Origin of the sequence: Amycolatopsis sp. NPDC051758 (assembly GCF_044453095.1) — a bacterium.
Classification (GTDB): Bacteria; Actinomycetota; Actinomycetes; order Mycobacteriales; family Pseudonocardiaceae; genus Amycolatopsis.
Map to the genome: position 1 here is coordinate 707,215 of NZ_JBITCJ010000003.1, position 16,684 is coordinate 723,898.

Sequence of the window (16,684 nt, forward strand, 5' to 3'; positions counted from 1 at the left end):
GTCGATCGCCCCGGCGGGCCGCGGTCAGTCGATGTAGGCGTCGTCGAGGAGGGTGGACTCCGCGCCGTACTCGCGGAGTTCCTCCTTGATCACCGTGTACGCCAGCCCCTGCGGATACCCCTTGCGTGCCAGGAAGCCGAGGAGCCGGCGCAGCGCCGTCTGCTCGTCGACGTTGCCCAGGGAGCCGAGGCGCTTGCGGACCAGCTCCCTGGCCATCTGCTCCTCGGACTCGCGGTCGACCTCTCCCGCCGCCTGTGCCGCGACCTCGTCGTCGACGCCCTTGCGTCGCAACTCGGCCAGCAGCGCGGTGCGGGACAGCCCCTGGGTCTCGTGCCGGGACTTCACCCACAGCTCCGCGAACTCCGCGTCGTTGACCAGCCCCGCCCGGTCGAGCTTGCCGAGCAGGGTCTCGCTGGTCTCCTCGTCGAACCCCTTGCGGTGCAACGCCTGCCGGAGCTCCTCCTGAGTACGCGCACGCACGGCCAGGAGGTCGTAGCAGATCTCCTTGGCCTTCTTGTACCGCTCCTCGGGAGGCAGCTCGGCCGGCGGAATCTTCGGCGCCCTCGCCACCTGAACTACTCCTCGTCGTTCATGCGCATCTCACCGTGAACCGCCGCCGCGGTGAGGTGCCGTCCTTCTCTAGAAGTCGACCGGCGCCGGCACGGCTTCGACGGCTTCGGCGTCCACCGTCGCACCGATGCCGAGCTTCTCCTTGATGCGCTTCTCGATCTCGTTGGCGATGTCCGGGTTGTCGCGCAGGAACTTCCGCGCGTTCTCCTTGCCCTGACCGAGCTGGTCGCCTTCGTAGGTGTACCAGGCGCCGGACTTGCGCAGGATCGCCTGGTCGACACCCATGTCGATGAGCGAACCCTCGCGGGAGATGCCGTGGCCGTACAGGATGTCGAACTCGGCCTGCTTGAAGGGCGGGGCCATCTTGTTCTTCACGACCTTGACGCGGGTGCGGTTGCCGACCGGCTCGCCGCCGTCCTTGAGCGTCTCGATGCGGCGCACGTCGAGCCGGATCGAAGCGTAGAACTTCAGCGCCTTACCACCGGTCGTCGTCTCCGGGGAGCCGAACATGACGCCGATCTTCTCGCGCAGCTGGTTGATGAAGATCGCGGTGGTGCCGGAGTTGTTCATCGCACCGGTGATCTTGCGCAGCGCCTGGCTCATCAGGCGGGCCTGGAGGCCGACGTGCGAGTCGCCCATCTCGCCCTCGATCTCGGCGCGCGGCACGAGCGCGGCCACGGAGTCGATGACCAGGATGTCGAGCGCGCCGGAGCGGATCAGCATGTCCGCGATCTCCAGCGCCTGCTCACCGGTGTCCGGCTGGGAGACGAGCAGCGCGTCGGTGTCCACGCCGAGCTTCTTGGCGTAGTCGGGGTCCAGCGCGTGCTCCGCGTCGATGAACGCCGCGATGCCGCCGTTGCGCTGCGCGTTCGCCACCGCGTGCAGGGCGACCGTGGTCTTACCGGAGGACTCCGGGCCGTAGACCTCGATGACCCGGCCGCGGGGCAGGCCGCCGATGCCGAGCGCGACGTCGAGGGCGATCGCCCCGGTGGGGATCACGGCGATGGGCGCGCGGCCTTCTTCGCCGAGGCGCATGACCGAGCCCTTGCCGTACTGCTTGTCGATCTGCGCGAGCGCGAGCTCGAGCGCCTTGTCCTTGTCGGGTGCTGCAGGCATGGAAGTCCACCTCGCTGGTCGGAGCCCCGGCGGGGGCTCTGTGTTCTGTTCTTCAGCTGTCCGGTCCGACGCTAGCGGCGGGGACCGACAATTCCAGGCGCGGCGCCCAATCTGTGGATCGCTGGACCCGATGTGGACAACACCTTAGACGAACACCTGTTCGAGGTCGGCAGCGACACACCCTTGCGCTAGGATTTTCGCCCGCCCGGGTCACGACCCGGCCGGATCGGCCCAGGTCAGCGCCGTTCGGGCGGGATGTCGAAGGCGGCGCAGACCTCCCGCCAGACCTCTTTGGCCGAAATTCCCGCGGTCAGCGCCTGGTCGACGGTGCGCCCGCCGAGCGCGCTGAGCACGTGGTCCCTGGCCAGCACCTGGGCCCGGCCGGGGCCGAACTCGTCGGCCATCAGCCGCCGGAAAACCGTGATCCGCATCGGACCCATGCTAACCGGGCGGGCGCGAACGGTCCGTTCGCGCCCCTGGGCCGGCCGGACGATGCCGCGGAGACCAGGCCACCGAGCCCCGGCGTCACTCCCCCGGCTGGACGCTCGCCTCGAAGTAGTCGGCCAGCGTGCCCGGCGTGGTCGCTTCCGCCTGGTCACTCGAGTTCAGCTGGTAGATGAACCCCACCAGCGGCCGGTCCGACACCGTGAACACGAGCACCGCCGACGTCTTCCCCGCGGCCGACGAGTAGCGGCCCTTGAGCCCGTTGCCGCCCCATTCGGCCTCGGTGCGGTCGCCGCCCGCCGAGGTGAGCAGGCCGTCGGTGTACTGCTTGAGCGTGTCGGCGTTGTCACCCTGGACGTAGGTCACCTGGGTGCCCGCCCGGCCCGGCGCGGAGCAGGTCGAGGCCGCCCCGAGACTCTCCGCCGGCGCGGCCGGGCCGTTGCCCATGCCCTGCTTGCAGTCGCCGGTGTCGGCGATCTTCCCGGCGAGCTGGCGCAGGCAGCCGGTGAGGCCCTTGTCGTCGGCCTGGCCCGGCGTCTTGCACTGGTCGGCGGTGTAGGTCGCCGTCGAGGACGACGACGTCAGGAAGAAGGTCAACCCGGCCGCCAGCACCACGACGACCGCGACCGCGATGCCGATGAGCAGCTTCTTCTTGCCGCCGGACTTCGGCTCGGCCTTCTCCGGCGCCGGCGAGTACGCCGGGAAGTTGGACGGCGCCGGCGTCTGCACCTGCTGCGGGCCGCTGGGCGGGAAGTTCGCCGGCGCGTACCCCTGGTACTGCGGCGGCGCGTACTGCGGGCGCTGCGGCGGCGCGCCGGCGGCCACCGCCCCTTCGACGTTCTGGGTGCGCATCCCCAGGCCGTCGCGGGCGACGTGCTGGGCGCCGAGCGCGACCGCGGTCTCCGGCTGGTCGAGGCTGCCCGGCACCACACCGAGCTTCTCCGCGATCATCGCGCCGACCAGCGGCAGCCGGCTCGACCCGCCGACGAGGTAGATGCCCGCGAGCCGGTCCGGGGTCAGGCCGGACGACCGCAGCGTCCGCGACAGCAGCTCCACACTGCGCAGCATCGCCGGACGGACCAGGCCCTCCAGCTCACCGCGCGTGACCAGGACGTCCTTGAACGGCTCCGGCATCGGCACCTCGGTCTGCGGGTGCCGCGACAGCGCCTCCTTGGCCGCCTTGACGTCCTCCTGCAGCGCACGCCGGGTGCGCCGGTCGGTGGTCGACTCGGGACGCAGCAGCCGCTGCCAGCGCTGCGGGTCGGAGTGCGAGACCTCGCGCCCGACGTGCACCATCAGCGCCTGGTCGACGTCGAGGCCGCCGAGGTCGGGCAGGCCGTCCTCGGCGAGCACGGTGAAGCCGTTCTGCGTGGCGCCGACGACGGCGACGTCGAAGGTGCCCGCGCCGAGGTCGTAGACCGCGAGCGCCTGGCCGGGGGCGAGCGCCTTGCCGGGGAACGACGCGAAGTGCGCCGCCGCGGCAACGGGTTCGGGCACCAGCAGGATGTTCTGGCCCATCCCGGCGAGCCGGGCGGCGGACATCAGCACGTTGCGCCGGGTCTGGCCCCACTGCGCGGGGTGGGTCAGCCGGACCTCGTCGGGCTGGTCGCCGCCGAGCTGGCGGGACGTCTCTTCGAGCACCCGGCGCAGGATCGCGGCCAGCGCGTCGGTCACCGGGACGACGTCGGTGCCGAGCAGCAGGGTCTGCTCGTCGATGCGGCGCTTGGGGTTCGGCTCGAAGCGCGTCGGGTCGAGGCGGGCGCGGCGCTCGGCGTCGCGGCCGACCATGATCGTGCCGTCTTCGGCGGCGAACACCGCCGACGGCATGTTGGCCGAGCCGTCCACCTCGACGACCCGGGGCGGCATACCGTGCGCCGAAAGCACGGCGACGGTGTTGGACGTCCCGAGGTCCACCGACAGGATCCGCACAGCACTTCCCTTCACGAAAACACGCCTTCACGGCGCTCGCGGTGATGCTGCCATGTGCGCGGTCACCGTGCGTGCGGACCCGCGAAAGTCACTGCTCCTTGACTCGGCGGCCGATCACGAGGCACCATAGTTGCGCAGTTCGGTCAGTCGAGTTGCCCATATCGCGCAAAGGAGCGTCGGATGCCGAAGCTGCTCGTCCTCGGGGACGACCTGACCGGCAGCAACGCGACCGGAGCGCTGTACGCCCGCTTCGGGCTGCGCGCGGTGTCCGTCAACGCGCCCCTCGAGCCGGACGCGCCCTGCTTCCGCGCGGAGAGCGGGATCGACGCCCTCGTGGTGAACTTGGGTACCCGCCACGCCTCGCCACCACACGCCGCGCGAGCGGTGCGGACCGCGATCGAGCTGACCGGGCCCGTCGCGCTGACGGTGAAGCGCGTGGACACGACCCTGCGCGGCAACGTCGGCGTCGAGACCGAAGCCGTCCTGGCCACGGCGCCGGGCGCCCGCGCCCTGGTCGTGCCCGCGTTCCCGGACGCCGGCCGCGTCACCCTCGGCGGCCTGCACCTGGTCGACGGTGTGCCGCTGGCCGAAAGCCCCGCGTCACGCGATCCGCTCGCCCCGGTGAGGACGTCGCGGATCCGGGCCCTCCTGCAACCGACGCAGCGGGAGATCGCCGAGCTGCCGCTGGACGTCGTCGAAGAGGGCGTGGACGCAGTCGAGGCGGCGTTGCGCGGTTCCGCGGAGATCGTCGTCTGCGACGCCACGACGAACCGGCACCTCACCACCGTCGCGCGGGCCGCGGCCCGGCTGGCGGCCGGAGGGACCCGGTGGATCTCGGTGGATTCGGGCCCGTTCGGCGTCCGGCTGGCGGCGGCGCTGGGCCTCGCGCCCGGCCACGGCACCGTTCCGCCGGTGCTCGCCGTGGTCGGCAGCATCACCGGGCAGACCCACGACCAGCTGCTGGAAACCGAGCTGGTGCTGGACGCGCGGTACGTCGACGTCGATCCGGAGAAGCCCGATCCGCCGTCGATCGCCGCCGCCGCTGGGGAACTGCTCGACGCCGGGCACCGTGTGGTCGGCATCCGGACCCGGGCGCCCACCCCGGGCACGCCGATCGATCCCGGCATCGCCGCGCGGATCCCGCCGGCGCTCGGCGAAGCGGCCCGGCTGGTGCTCGAAACGCACCACATCGGCGGGCTCTACGCCACCGGCGGCGACATCGCCGTCGAAGTCACGAAAGCCCTTGGCGCAGAAGGCTTCGAGATCGACGCCGAGGTGCTGCCGCTGGCGGTCGCCGGGCGGCTGTCCGGCGGCCCGCACACCGGGCTGCCCTTCGCGACGAAAGGCGGGCTGATCGGCGGGCGCGACGCCGCGGTCGCCTGCCTGGAACACCTGAACCACGTGCTGGCCACCGGAAGGAAGAACCCGTGAGCGACCTCCCCATCCTCGCCGTCACCCTCGGCGACCCCGTGGGCATCGGCCCGGAGATCACCCTCAAGACCCTCGCCGAGCCCGAGTCCCTGCAGCTGGCGCGCGGGGTCGCGGTGGGCGACGCGATCGTGCTGGAACGCCTGGTCCGGCACCTGGGCCTGCACTTGGAGATCAACCCGATCGCCACGCTCGCCGACGCGCGCTTCACCACCGGCGTGATCGACATCCTCAACCTCGGTGTGGTCCGGGAGGACCTGCCGTGGGGCGAGGTGAACGCGACCGCGGGCGCCGCCGCCGTGGGCGCGATCGAGGTGGCCACCCGGCTCGCGCTGGCCGGCGAGGTCGACGCGGTCGTCACCGCGCCGATCAACAAGGAGGCGATCTGGGCGGCCGGCTCGCAGCACCTCGGGCACACCGAGATGCTCGGCGAGCTGACCGGGTCGACCCGGTTCAACACGATGTTCTGGGTGTCGGGACTGAAGATCTTCTTCGCCACCCGGCACCTCTCGCTGCGCCAGGCGATCGACCAGATCACCCGGGAAAACATCGAGCACGCGATCCGCGAGGCGTACACCGCGCTCGAAGTGTTCGGCACGGAAAAACCGAGACTCGCCGTGGCCGCGCTGAACCCGCACGGCGGCGAGAACGGCAAGTTCGGCGACGAGGAGATCATCGCGATCGCGCCCGCGGTGGCCGCCGCGCGGGTCGCCGGGCTCGACGTGGTCGGCCCGATCCCCGCGGATTCGGTGTTCCACCAAGGGATCCAGGGCCGGTTCGACGGTGTGCTCTCGCTCTACCACGACCAGGGGCACATCGCGTCGAAGACCTACGACTTCGACGGCACCGTCTCGGTGACGGTCGGCCTGCCGATCCTGCGCACGTCGGTCGACCACGGCACGGCGTTCGACATCGCCGGCACCGGCCGGGCGTCGCACGGCACGATGGTCGCGGCGTTCAAGGCGGCGGCGACTCTGGCGCCGTACGCGCGGAAACTGCCCGCCATCTACCCACCGGGCCGATGACGGTCGCGGTGCCGGCGGGGGTGCCCCGCAAACGGTGGGCGTACGTCATCCCGGTCGCGGTGGTCATGTACATGCTGGCCTACCTCGACCGCACGAACGTCGCGGTGATCCTGCCCTACATCGGCGACGACTTCCCGTTGTCCGCCAGCGCGAAGGGGCTGGCGAGCGGCATCTTCTTCATCGGCTACCTGATCCTGCAGATCCCGGCGGCCGTGCTGGCGGTGAAGTGGAGCGCCCGCAAGACGGTGCTGCTGCTGATGATCGCGTGGGCGGTCGCGGCCGTCCTGTGCGGCCTCGTGCAGAACGAGACTCAGCTGTACCTTGCCCGGCTGCTGCTCGGGCTGTTCGAGGGCGGCGTCTGGCCGGCCGTGCTGATCCTGCTGGCGTCCTGGTTCCCGCAGGCCGAACGGGCCCGGGCGAACGCGCTGTGGATGACCTGCCTGCCGATCTCGGCGATCATCATGTCGCCGCTGTCCGGGCTGATGCTCGACCACATGTCGTGGCGCTGGGTGTTCGTGATCCAGGGCCTGCCGCCGCTGCTGTGGGCGGTCGTCTGGTGGTTCGCGGTGGCGGACCGGCCGGCGCAGGCCCGCTGGATCTCCGCGGAAGAACGCGAGTACCTCGAAAGCACCTTGAAGGCCGAAGAAGACGCGAAGCCGGCGTTCGCGAAGCAGGGCTACCGGCAGGCATTGGCGAACCGCCAGGTACTGCTGCTGATCGGCGTCTACTTCTTCTGGATCACCGGGTTCTACGGCTTCTCCCTGTGGCTGCCTTCGGTGGTGAAGACGATGACCGGCGGGTCGGCCACCGCCGTCGGGTTCCTGTCGGCCGTGCCGTACGTCCTGGCGCTGGCCGGGATGGTCGCGTGCGCACACTGGTCGGACCGCACCGGCAACCGGCGGCTCGCGGTCACCGTGCCGCTGCTCGTCGCGATCGGCGGGCTGCTGCTGGGCAACCTCGTGCACTGGCCGCCGGTGGTGCAACTGATCCTGCTCTGCGTGGTGGCGACCGGCGTCTACATGCCGTACGGGCCGTTCTGGGCCATCCCCGGCCGGCTCCTCGGCATCGAGGTCGTCGCCGTGGCGATGGGCCTGATCAACGCGCTGGGCAACCTCGGCGGCTTTGCCGGGCCCTACCTGGTCGGCTGGCTCACCGACGTCACCGGCAGCGCGACCACCGGGTTCGTCGTGCTGGCCGCGTTCCTCGCCGTGGCCGCCGGCCTGGCGTTCTTCGGGCTGAAACCGTCCCTCGTGGAAGACTCGGCGCATGTCCCAGCCTCGACCAGGCACCCGTGACCGGCGCGCGATGCTGCTCGAAGCCGTCCGCGACGGCTCGGGCGGCATCGCGGAACTGGCCGAGGAGTTCGGCGTCTCGGAGTCGACGATCCGCCGCGACCTCGCCTCCCTCGCCGGGGCCGGGCACGTCGTGCGCACTTATGGCGGCGCGCTCGACACCGAACGCAGTCCGCTCGAGAAGGACCGCGAGCACGCGGCGGCGAAGGACGCCATCGCCCGGCAAGCCGCCGCGCTGGTGCGCGACGGCGAGGTCGTGCTGCTCGACGCCGGCACGACCACCGGCAGGCTCGCCCGCCACCTCGCCCACCGCGAGGGGCTGACCGTCGTCACGAACGGCGTCAACGCCATCCGTGAGCTCGCCGGCTTCGCCGGGATCGACCTGATCGTCCTCGGCGGGCGGCTGCGGCACCCCAACGAAGCGATCCTGGGCGAGAGCGTGCTCGCCCAGCTGCGGCACATCTCCCCCGATCGGGTGTTCCTGGGCGCGGACGGCCTGGTGGCCGAGCGGGGCCTGTGCTGCCCGTCACTGGAGCAGTCGGTGGTCAAGCACACGATGCTGCACGCGGGCGGCGAGGCGTACGTGCTGGCCGACCACTCCAAGCTGGGCCAGGCCCCCTTCTCGTACTGGGCGCCGCTCGACCGCGAATACCGGCTGATCACCGACGAACCGAAGATCGACGTCACCTATCCGCAGTTCGCCCAGAGCGTGATCCTGGCGGGCACGCCGGAAACTGTCGGTGGTGCCGCGCATGATGGACGACGTGGCCACTGACGTGCTCGACCTCTTCTCCCCCGCGACCCGGGACTGGTTCGCGGGGGCCTTCGCCGCGCCCACCGCGGCGCAGGAGGGAGCCTGGCGGGCGGCGCACGCGGGCGAGCACGCCCTGGTCGTCGCGCCGACCGGCTCCGGCAAGACGCTTTCTGCCTTCCTCTGGGCACTGGACCGGCTCTCGGTGGAGCCGCCGCCGGCGGAGGCCACCAAACGCTGCCGGATCCTCTACGTCTCCCCGCTGAAGGCGCTCGCCGTCGACGTCCAGCGGAACCTGCGGGCCCCGCTCGCCGGGATCTCGCAGGCCACCCGGCGGCTCGGGCTGCCGGTGCCCGAGATCGAGGTCGGCATGCGCACCGGCGACACCACCGCGGCCGAGCGGCGCAGCTTCGGCAAAACGCCGCCGGACGTGCTGGTGACCACGCCGGAGTCGCTGTTCCTGATCCTCACGTCGTCGGCCCGGGAGTCGCTGCGCGGTGTCGAAACCGTGATCGTCGACGAGGTGCACGCGGTTGCCGGCGGCAAGCGTGGCGCGCACCTCGCGCTGTCGCTGGAACGGCTCGACTCCTTGCTCCCCAAGCCCGCGCAGCGGATCGGGCTGTCGGCGACGGTCCGCCCGGTCGACGAGGTGAGCGCGTTCCTGGCCGGCGGCCGTCCGGTGCGGGTGGTCCAGCCGAAGCTGGCGAAGACCATCGAAGTGCGGGTCGAGGTCCCGGTCGACGACATGAGCAACCTCGACGCCCCGCGCGGCCCGGCGCCGAGCCCGTTCGACGAGCTGGAGTCGATGACCGAGGCGTTCCCACCCGGCGACATCGCGCCCGGCGGCCTGGGCACGCTCGAGGAGATCGCCGGCAACCCGGTGCAGCGGCCGTCGATCTGGCCGGCGGTGGAAGAACGGGTGCTGAGCCTGATCCGGAGCCACCGCTCGACCATCGTGTTCGCCAACTCCCGGCGGCTCACCGAACGGATGACAGTGCGGCTCAACGAGCTCGCCGCCGAGCAGACCGAGCTCACACCGGCCGACACCTTCCCGGCCGAAGCCGTCGGGCAGTCCGGGGTGAGCACCGGCGCGCCGCCGGTGATCGCGCGGGCGCACCACGGGTCGATGTCGCGGGAGCAGCGCACGCACGTCGAGGAGGACCTGAAGTCCGGGCGGCTGCCGTGTGTGGTGGCGACGTCGTCGCTGGAGCTGGGCATCGACATGGGCGCGGTCGACCTGGTGGTGCAGATCGAGGCGCCGCCGACGGTGGCGTCCGGCCTGCAGCGGGTCGGCCGGGCCGGGCACCAGGTCGGCGCGGTGTCGTCCGGGGTGATGTTCCCCAAGTTCCGCGGTGACCTCGTCTCCTGTGCGGTGGTCGCGGAACGGATGGCGACCGGCGCGATCGAGGCGGTCCGCTACCCGCGCAACCCCCTGGACGTCCTGGCGCAGCACGTCGTGGCCATGGTGGCACTGGAACCGTGGACGATGCCGGACCTGGCGTCGCTGGTGCGCCGGGCGGCGCCGTTCGCCTCGCTGCCGGACGACGCGCTGCACGCGGTGCTCGACATGCTCGCGGGCCGCTACCCGAGCGAGGAGTTCGGCGAGCTGCGGGCGCGGATCACCTGGGACCGGATCAGCGGCGAGCTGCGCGGGCGGCCCGGCTCGCAGCGGCTGGCCGTCACCTCGGGCGGCACCATCCCCGACCGCGGTCTGTTCACGGTGATGACCCCGGGCGGGGACGACAAACCCGGCTCCCGCGTCGGTGAGTTCGACGAGGAGATGGTGTACGAGTCGCGGGTCGGCGACACCATCCTGCTGGGCACGTCGTCGTGGCGGATCACCGACATCACGCACGACCGTGTCATCGTGGTGCCCGCGCCGGGCGAACCGGCGCGGATGCCGTTCTGGAAGGGTGACGCGCCGGGCCGGCCGCTGGAACTCGGCCGGGCGCTGGGGAAGTTCGTCCGCGAACTATCCACATCGGACGACGAGAAGGCGCGGGCGCGAGCCACCGCGGCGGGCCTGGACGAGCGGGCGTGCGACAACCTGCTCGCCTACCTGACCGAGCAGAAGGCCGCGACCCGGCACGTGCCGAACGACCGGACGATCCTGCTGGAGCGCTACCGCGACGAGCTGGGTGACTGGCGGATCATCGTGCACTCGCCGTTCGGCGCGCAGGTGAACGCGCCGTGGGCGCTGGCGATCGCGGCGCGGCTGCGGGAGAATCGCGGTGTCGACGCGCAGATCGCGCACTCCGACGACGGCATCGTGCTGCGGCTGCCGGACGCGCTCGACGCCGAGGGCGGCGACGTGACCATCAGCGCCGACGACATCCTGCTCGATCCCGAGGAGGTCGAGCAGCTGATCGTCGCCGAGGTCGGCGGCTCGGCCGTGTTCGCTGCGCGGTTCCGCGAGTGCGCGGCGCGGTCGCTGCTGCTGCCGCGCCGGGATCCGCGGCGCCGCACTCCGCTGTGGCAGCAACGGCAACGCGCGTCGCAGCTGCTGTCGGTGGCGGCGAAGTACGAACGCTTCCCGGTGGTTCTGGAGGCGATGCGGGAGGTCCTGCAGGACGTCTACGACGTGGGTGGCCTGCGTGAGCTGATGTCCGACGTCCGGGCCCGCAAGGTCCGGCTGGTCGAGGTCGAGACACCGGCCGCGTCGCCGTTCGCGCGCAGCCTGCTCTTCGGTTACGTCGGGATGTTTCTGTACGAGACGGACGCGCCGCTGGCCGAGCGCCGGGCCGCCGCTTTGTCGCTGGATTCGGCGCTGCTGGCCGAACTCCTGGGCACCGAAGCGATCCGGGAGCTGCTGGATCCCGAAGCGGTCACCGAGGTGGAGCGGTCGCTGCAGCGGCTGGAACCCGATCGGCACGCACGCTCGGCCGAGGACGCGGCCGACCTGCTGCGCTTCCTCGGCGACCTGACCATCGAAGAGGCCGGTGAGCGCGGGATCCAGCCGGAGTGGCTGACCGAGCTGGAATCGGCGCGGCGGGCGATCCGGGTGCGGATCGGGGGCACGGAACGGTTCCTGGCGATCGAGGACGCCGGCCGGGTGCGCGACGCGCTGGGCACCGCGTTGCCGGTGGGTGTGCCCGAGGCGTTCACCGAACCGGTGGCGGACCCGCTCGGGGACCTGCTGTCGCGCTACGCCCGCAGCCGGGGGCCGTTCGCCGCGGCGAGCGCGGCCGCCCGGTTCGGCCTCGGCACGGCGGTCGTCACCGGGGTCCTCGACCGGATGACCGGGGAAGGCCGGCTGGTCCGGGGTGAGCTGAGCCCGGTGGGGCATCCGGAAACCCACGGCGTCGGTGTCGAATATTGCGATTCCGCGGTGCTGCGGCGGCTGCGGCGGGCGTCGCTGGCGAAGCTGCGGGCCGAGGTGGAGCCGGTCGAACCGGCGGCGCTGGGCCGGTTCCTGCCGTCGTGGCACGGGTTCGGCGGCCGCGTCCGGGCGGCGCCGACGGCGGACGACGTGCTGTCGGTGGTCGAGCAGCTCGCCGGGGCGCCGTTGCCGGCGAGCGCGGTGGAGTCGCTGATCCTGCCCGGGCGGCTGCCGGGCTACTCCCCCGCGCTGCTGGACGAGCTGACGACCGCGGGCGAGGTCACCTGGGCGGGCTGCGGCGCGCTGTCCGGCGGGGACGGCTGGATCGCCCTCGCCCCCACGGACGTCGCCGACCTCCTGTTGCCCGAGGTGGTCGAGGACATCCCGACCGGCCCGCTGCACGACGCGATCGTGTCCACTTTGGAGGGTGGGGCGCTGTTCTTCCGCCAGCTGGTGGACCGCGCGACCGTGCTGGTGGAGAAGGCGCCGAGTGACGCCGAAGTCGTGGCCGCGCTGTGGGACCTGGTGTGGGCCGGGCTGGTCACCGGCGACACGCTGGGGCCGTTGCGGGCCCAGGTCGCCGGGCACGGGGCGCACAAACCCCGGCGGCAGGCGCCCCGCGGCCGGTATGCGCGGCTGCGGGCGGGGCGGCCGCAGATGCCGTCGCGGTCCGGGCCGCCGACCGTCGCCGGCCGGTGGGCGCTGACCCCCGCCCGCGAGACCGACGCGACCCGGCGGGCCCACGCGCGGACCGAGGCCTTCCTGGAGCGGCACGGCGTCCTGACCCGCGGCGCGCTTGACACCGAACGCGTCACCGGCGGGTTCTCCGGGATCTACAAGGTGCTCCGCGGCATGGAGGACACCGGCCAGGTGATCCGCGGTTACGTCGTCGAAGGGCTGGGCGCCGCCCAGTTCGCGGCGAAGGGCGCGGTCGACCGCTTGCGTGCGCTTTCCGGCCCCGGCCGTCCGGCACCCGGCCGGGCGGTGGTGCTGGCGGCGGCGGACCCGGCCCAGCCTTACGGCGCGGCACTCCCCTGGCCCGCGGCAACAGGCGACACGAAACACCGGCCGGCCCGCAAGGCCGGCGCGCTGGCCGTGCTGGTGGACGGCGTGCCGGCGCTGTACGTCGAACGAGGAGGACGCTCACTGCTGAGCTTCACGGAGGAACGCCAACCCCTGGTGGACGCGGCCCAGGCCCTGTCGGCAGCGGTCCGCGAGGGCTGGCTGGGCCAGCTGTCGGTCCAACGCGCGGACGGCGAGCAAGCGTTGACTTCGGAACTGGCGGAAGTGCTGCGAGAGGCCGGATTCCGGGCGACACCCTCAGGTCTGCGGCTGCGGGCCTGAAGCGCAGCCGGTCTCGCGCGGCCGGGCAGCCCCGGCAACCGAACCCCGCCGCGACATGGCGGCTACCCCATCGCGAACCAGCCGGCGCCGGCCGCTCGGCGAGGCTCGGCCCGTGCGCCGGAAACCCGGGGCCGCCGGCCGGGTTCCCGATCGCCCGGCGGGGCTGTTCCGCGCTGGCCTAAGCTGCCAGTCCGACACGCACGAAGGATGTTCTGCTCATGGCCATGCGCGAACTGCGCTATTTCGGGGACCCGATCCTCAAGTCCGTCTGCGAACCGGTCACCGTGTTCGACGAGAAGCTCGAGGCGCTCGTGCGGGACCTGCTCGACTCCGTCAAGCCGGACGGGCGGGCCGGGCTGGCCGCGCCGCAGATCGGGGTCGGGCTGCGCGTTTTCAGCTACGACGTCGCCGGGCTCACCGGGTACGTCGTCAACCCCGAGGTCGTCGAGCTGTCCGAAGAGACCCACGAGATCAACGAGGGCTGCCTGTCCGTGCCGGAGCTGTGGTTCCCCACCAAGCGGGCGAAGCACGCGAAGGTGCGGGGCGTCGACGTCCACAACAAGCCCATCGAGGTCGAGGGCGAAGACGTGCTGGCGCAGTGCCTGCAGCACGAGACCGACCACCTCGACGGTGTCCTCTACCTCGACCGGCTTTCGGCCGAGCGCAAGAAGTCCGCGATGCGCGAAGCGCGGGACAAAGACTGGTTCTGGAAGCGCTGAGCCGGCTCAGGCGGGCAGGAACAGCCGCAGCTTGGCGCCGTCCTCGACGCCGCGTTCCGTGCGGAGTCCCGCCCGGGCCGCGGTGCGGGGCAGGACGTCGTCACCCGGGAGGCAGTCCGCCGTCAGCTCGGTGATGCCCTGGGCCTCGGCGAGCACCGCGAGCCGGGTGAGCAACGCCGTGCCGATGCCCTGCTGCTGCCAGTCGTCCTCCACCAGCAGCGAGATCTCGGCGCCCCCGCCGGCCGCCGGGATGAGCTGCGCCAGGCCGATCACCTCGCGGCCGAACACGGCGAGCACGCTCGTGCCGCGGGGCGGCACCAGCAGCCGGTGCAGCCAGCGGCGCGGCACCGTCCGCACGCCCGTGTGGTAGCGCCGGAAGAGCGTCGCCATCGAGCAGCGGCGGTGCAGTCCGGACACCGCGTCGGCGTCACCGGGGACGCCCTTGCGCAGGACGATCGCCGCGCCGTCCGGGCGGTCGAGCACCACCGGGCCGGCGATGTTCCGGGCGGCCGCGGTCAGCAGCGTGACCAGCGCTTCGGCGCGGGTCAGCTCCAGCTGCACGAACGGCGCCCACTGGCGGCGCGCCACCAGCGCCTTGCCGGCCTCGATCGAGAACACCGCCCGGTGCCCGCTCTCCGTTCGGGCCGGGTTGGCCTCGACGGCCGGGACGAGCGTGACCACGTCGGCGGCCAGCACGTCCTTCAGCACTTCGGCGAGCCGGGCCGGGTCGTCGATCGCGCGGCGGGCCGCCACCAGCGTCGACGACGACGGGTCGACCAGCTCGTGGACGTCGGCGTCGATGATCGCGGTGCATTCGCAGCCCTCCTCGCGGATGGCGTCGACCAGGAGCCGCCGGGGCAGGCCGGTCGCGGGGCGCAGCACGATCTCGTCGAGCACGCCGCCGGGCACCGGCAGCACGGCCAGGCCGAGGATGTTGCACTCGAGGTCGGCGAGCCGGATGGCGATCCGGGCCAGCGTGCCCGGGTGGTCGTGCATCCGGATCCGCACCCGCCAGGCGGACGGGGTGGCGGGCTCCTCGACGGCAGCCGTCCGGCCGGCCTGCGGCAACGCTCTGGATGTCTCCATGGCTCCACGGTCCCGCGCGGTTGTTGCCGGGCCAGGACGCCGGTGTTTCGCGCAGGTCAGCGTTCGACGCGATCGGGCAACCCGGGCGAAACACTCGTCAGCCAGGACCGCAGCTCGGTGGCCAGGGCCACCGGGGCGTCCAGCTGGATGAGGTGGCCCGCGCCGGCCACCGGGGTGAACGTCGCGCCGCGGATGCCCGCGGCCAGCCGCTCCCCGGTCGCGATCGGGATCCACGTGTCCTCAACGCCCCAGAGCACGCGCACCGGGAGGTCCAGCCGGGCCAGCCCGGCCTCGTTCTCGGCCAGGTAGCGCTCGTCGTACGCGGCGATCTGGCGGTAGAACGCCGGCTGGCCTTCTTCGCCGAGCCACGGGGCGGTGAGCTCGGCGAGGTCGGCCTCCCGCAGCTCACGGAAGCTCGCGTTGCCGATGTAGGCGCGGACCAGCGCCTCGTGGATGTAGGGCGGTACCCGGGCGAGCACGTCCGGGTGCTCCTTGACGAGCCGGAAGAACGGCGAGCCCGACGGCGGGATAGCCACGACGTCGGCCATCAGCAGCGACGCGTACGGCACACCGTGGACGAGGTGGGCGCGCAGCGACACGGCACCGCCGTAGTCGTGGGCGACGACGTGCGGCCGGTCGAGACCCCAGTGGGTGAGCAGCGCCTGGAACGCCTCGGCCTGGACGCCGAAGCCGACCGGGTGCGCCGCGTCCTTCGAGGACCGGCCGTAACCGGGCATGTCCCAGAGGTAGACCGTGAAGTCTTCGCTCAGCGCTTCGGCGAAGGGCCGCCACAGCCACGACGACCACGGTGTGCCGTGGCAGAACACCACCGCGGGCCCGGATCCGGCGCGGTCCCAGGCGATCCGGCGCCCCTGCCACTCGAAGGTCTCCATGATCCCAAGCTAGGTCAGCGCGGGGTCAGCACGCAGAACTCGTTGTCCTCCGGATCGGTCAGCACGCGCCACGGCAGCGACGGTCCGCCCAGGTCCGCGGGCGCCGCCCCGATCGCGACGACTTCCGCCACCGCCGCCGCGTGGTCGGCTCCCGCCGGGGGCGCCACGTCCAGGTGGACCCGGTTCTTCACACTCTTCACGTCGTTGTTGCGAAGGAACTCCAGCCACGGCCCGCGGCCCGAAAGCGCGCGCAGGCCGACCAGGGTGTCACCCTCCCGCGACTGGATCGACCAGCCCGTGATCCGCGCCCAGAAGCCCGCCAGCAGCTCCGGGTCGTGGGCATCGACCAGGACGGACGCCACCGCGCCCGACTCCGCGTACTTCTCGCGGGGCTCCAGGACGCAGAACTCGTTGCCTTCGGGATCCGCCAGCACCACCCACGGCACGTCACCCTGCCCGATGTCGACCCGGCTCCCGCCCAGCTCGAGGGCGCGCTCGACCAGCTCGGCCTGGTGCGCGGCGGTGGTGCTCGCCAGGTCGAGGTGGAGCCGGTTCTTCACCTCCTTGGCTTCCGGGACCGGGACGAACACGAGGTCCAGGTCCCAGCCGTCGGTCTCCGGGGCGCGCACGTCGACCTCGTCCGGCTCCTCGGCCGCCACGCTCCAGCCGAGCAGCGCGGCCCAGAAGTCCGCCAGGACCCTCGGCCGCGCCGCGTCGATCACCAGGTTCACCAGGCGCGTGTTCATGCGCTGCAGGCTAACCGCGACC

13 protein-coding genes are annotated in these 16,684 nt (G+C 72.3%); 6 read left to right on the plus strand and 7 right to left on the minus strand.

Features of this window, described 5'->3' with window-relative positions; translation table 11 throughout:
- Nucleotides 1-24 precede the first annotated feature (24 nt).
- The 4 genes from ACIA5G_RS18670 to ACIA5G_RS18685 form a co-directional block, all read right to left on the minus strand.
- Nucleotides 25-552: a regulatory protein RecX gene (locus tag ACIA5G_RS18670; RefSeq protein WP_284741286.1), complete on the minus strand. Its 528-nt coding sequence runs from the start codon at nt 550-552 to the stop codon at nt 25-27.
- Nucleotides 553-639: 87 nt separating this feature from the next.
- On the minus strand, nt 640-1,686 hold the full coding sequence (gene recA, locus ACIA5G_RS18675) for a recombinase RecA (RefSeq protein ID WP_360681622.1): 1,047 nt from the start codon (nt 1,684-1,686) through the stop codon (nt 640-642).
- 236 nt (nt 1,687-1,922) lie between these two features.
- Entirely contained in the window at nt 1,923-2,117 is a 195-nt protein-coding gene (locus ACIA5G_RS18680; RefSeq protein WP_395924595.1) for a DUF3046 domain-containing protein, read from the minus strand.
- Between the two features lie 94 nt (nt 2,118-2,211).
- Complete coding sequence (locus tag ACIA5G_RS18685; RefSeq protein ID WP_395924949.1) at nt 2,212-4,059, minus strand: Hsp70 family protein; 1,848 nt, start codon at nt 4,057-4,059, stop codon at nt 2,212-2,214.
- Between the two features lie 180 nt (nt 4,060-4,239).
- On the opposite strand from ACIA5G_RS18685, the gene ACIA5G_RS18690 reads away from it, so the two are divergent.
- The 6 genes from ACIA5G_RS18690 to def all read left to right on the plus strand — a co-directional run bounded on the left by ACIA5G_RS18690 (nt 4,240) and on the right by def (nt 13,937).
- On the plus strand, nt 4,240-5,490 hold the full coding sequence (locus tag ACIA5G_RS18690) for a four-carbon acid sugar kinase family protein (RefSeq protein ID WP_395924597.1): 1,251 nt from the start codon (nt 4,240-4,242) through the stop codon (nt 5,488-5,490).
- Nucleotides 5,487-6,512, plus strand: coding sequence for a 4-hydroxythreonine-4-phosphate dehydrogenase PdxA (gene pdxA, locus ACIA5G_RS18695; RefSeq protein WP_395924599.1), 1,026 nt, complete (start codon nt 5,487-5,489; stop codon nt 6,510-6,512). Before ACIA5G_RS18690 ends, pdxA begins: the two co-directional genes overlap by 4 nt.
- Nucleotides 6,509-7,807 carry an MFS transporter gene (locus ACIA5G_RS18700; protein ID WP_395924601.1) on the plus strand — a complete coding sequence of 433 codons (1,299 nt, stop codon included), beginning with the start codon at nt 6,509-6,511 and terminating at the stop codon, nt 7,805-7,807. Before pdxA ends, ACIA5G_RS18700 begins: the two co-directional genes overlap by 4 nt.
- Nucleotides 7,779-8,579, plus strand: a complete 801-nt coding sequence (locus ACIA5G_RS18705; RefSeq protein ID WP_395924603.1) for a DeoR/GlpR family DNA-binding transcription regulator — start codon at nt 7,779-7,781, stop codon at nt 8,577-8,579. Before ACIA5G_RS18700 ends, ACIA5G_RS18705 begins: the two co-directional genes overlap by 29 nt.
- Entirely contained in the window at nt 8,557-13,218 is a 4,662-nt protein-coding gene (locus tag ACIA5G_RS18710; protein ID WP_395924605.1) for a DEAD/DEAH box helicase, read from the plus strand. The genes ACIA5G_RS18705 and ACIA5G_RS18710 overlap by 23 nt, the downstream gene beginning before the upstream one ends.
- A 218-nt stretch (nt 13,219-13,436) precedes the next feature.
- The gene (gene def, locus ACIA5G_RS18715) at nt 13,437-13,937 is read left to right on the plus strand and encodes a peptide deformylase (protein WP_395924607.1); all 501 of its coding nucleotides are present in this window, start codon (nt 13,437-13,439) and stop codon (nt 13,935-13,937) included.
- Between the two features lie 6 nt (nt 13,938-13,943).
- Here the strand turns inward: def and ACIA5G_RS18720 are convergent, their stop codons facing one another.
- The 3 genes from ACIA5G_RS18720 to ACIA5G_RS18730 all read right to left on the minus strand — a co-directional run bounded on the left by ACIA5G_RS18720 (nt 13,944) and on the right by ACIA5G_RS18730 (nt 16,662).
- Nucleotides 13,944-15,005, minus strand: coding sequence for a GNAT family N-acetyltransferase (locus ACIA5G_RS18720; RefSeq protein ID WP_395924951.1), 1,062 nt, complete (start codon nt 15,003-15,005; stop codon nt 13,944-13,946).
- Nucleotides 15,006-15,079: 74 nt separating this feature from the next.
- On the minus strand, nt 15,080-15,916 hold the full coding sequence (locus ACIA5G_RS18725) for an alpha/beta fold hydrolase (protein ID WP_395924609.1): 837 nt from the start codon (nt 15,914-15,916) through the stop codon (nt 15,080-15,082).
- A gap of 14 nt (nt 15,917-15,930) precedes the next feature.
- Nucleotides 15,931-16,662 (minus strand): VOC family protein, encoded by a 732-nt coding sequence (locus tag ACIA5G_RS18730; RefSeq protein WP_395924611.1) that lies wholly within the window; start codon nt 16,660-16,662, stop codon nt 15,931-15,933.
- Nucleotides 16,663-16,684 lie beyond the last annotated feature (22 nt).

Excerpts from the sequence above, each read along its gene's own strand:
- recA (WP_360681622.1), bottom strand. The coding sequence starts at position 1,686 with ATGCCTGCAGCACCCGACAAGGACAAGGCGCTCGAGCTCGCGCTCGCG.
- ACIA5G_RS18680 (WP_395924595.1), bottom strand. The coding sequence starts at position 2,117 with ATGCGGATCACGGTTTTCCGGCGGCTGATGGCCGACGAGTTCGGCCCC.
- ACIA5G_RS18690 (WP_395924597.1), top strand. The coding sequence starts at position 4,240 with ATGCCGAAGCTGCTCGTCCTCGGGGACGACCTGACCGGCAGCAACGCG.
- ACIA5G_RS18700 (WP_395924601.1), top strand. The coding sequence starts at position 6,509 with ATGACGGTCGCGGTGCCGGCGGGGGTGCCCCGCAAACGGTGGGCGTAC.
- ACIA5G_RS18705 (WP_395924603.1), top strand. The coding sequence starts at position 7,779 with ATGTCCCAGCCTCGACCAGGCACCCGTGACCGGCGCGCGATGCTGCTC.
- ACIA5G_RS18710 (WP_395924605.1), top strand. The coding sequence starts at position 8,557 with ATGATGGACGACGTGGCCACTGACGTGCTCGACCTCTTCTCCCCCGCG.
- def (WP_395924607.1), top strand. The coding sequence starts at position 13,437 with ATGGCCATGCGCGAACTGCGCTATTTCGGGGACCCGATCCTCAAGTCC.
- ACIA5G_RS18725 (WP_395924609.1), bottom strand. The coding sequence starts at position 15,916 with ATGGAGACCTTCGAGTGGCAGGGGCGCCGGATCGCCTGGGACCGCGCC.
- ACIA5G_RS18730 (WP_395924611.1), bottom strand. The coding sequence starts at position 16,662 with ATGAACACGCGCCTGGTGAACCTGGTGATCGACGCGGCGCGGCCGAGG.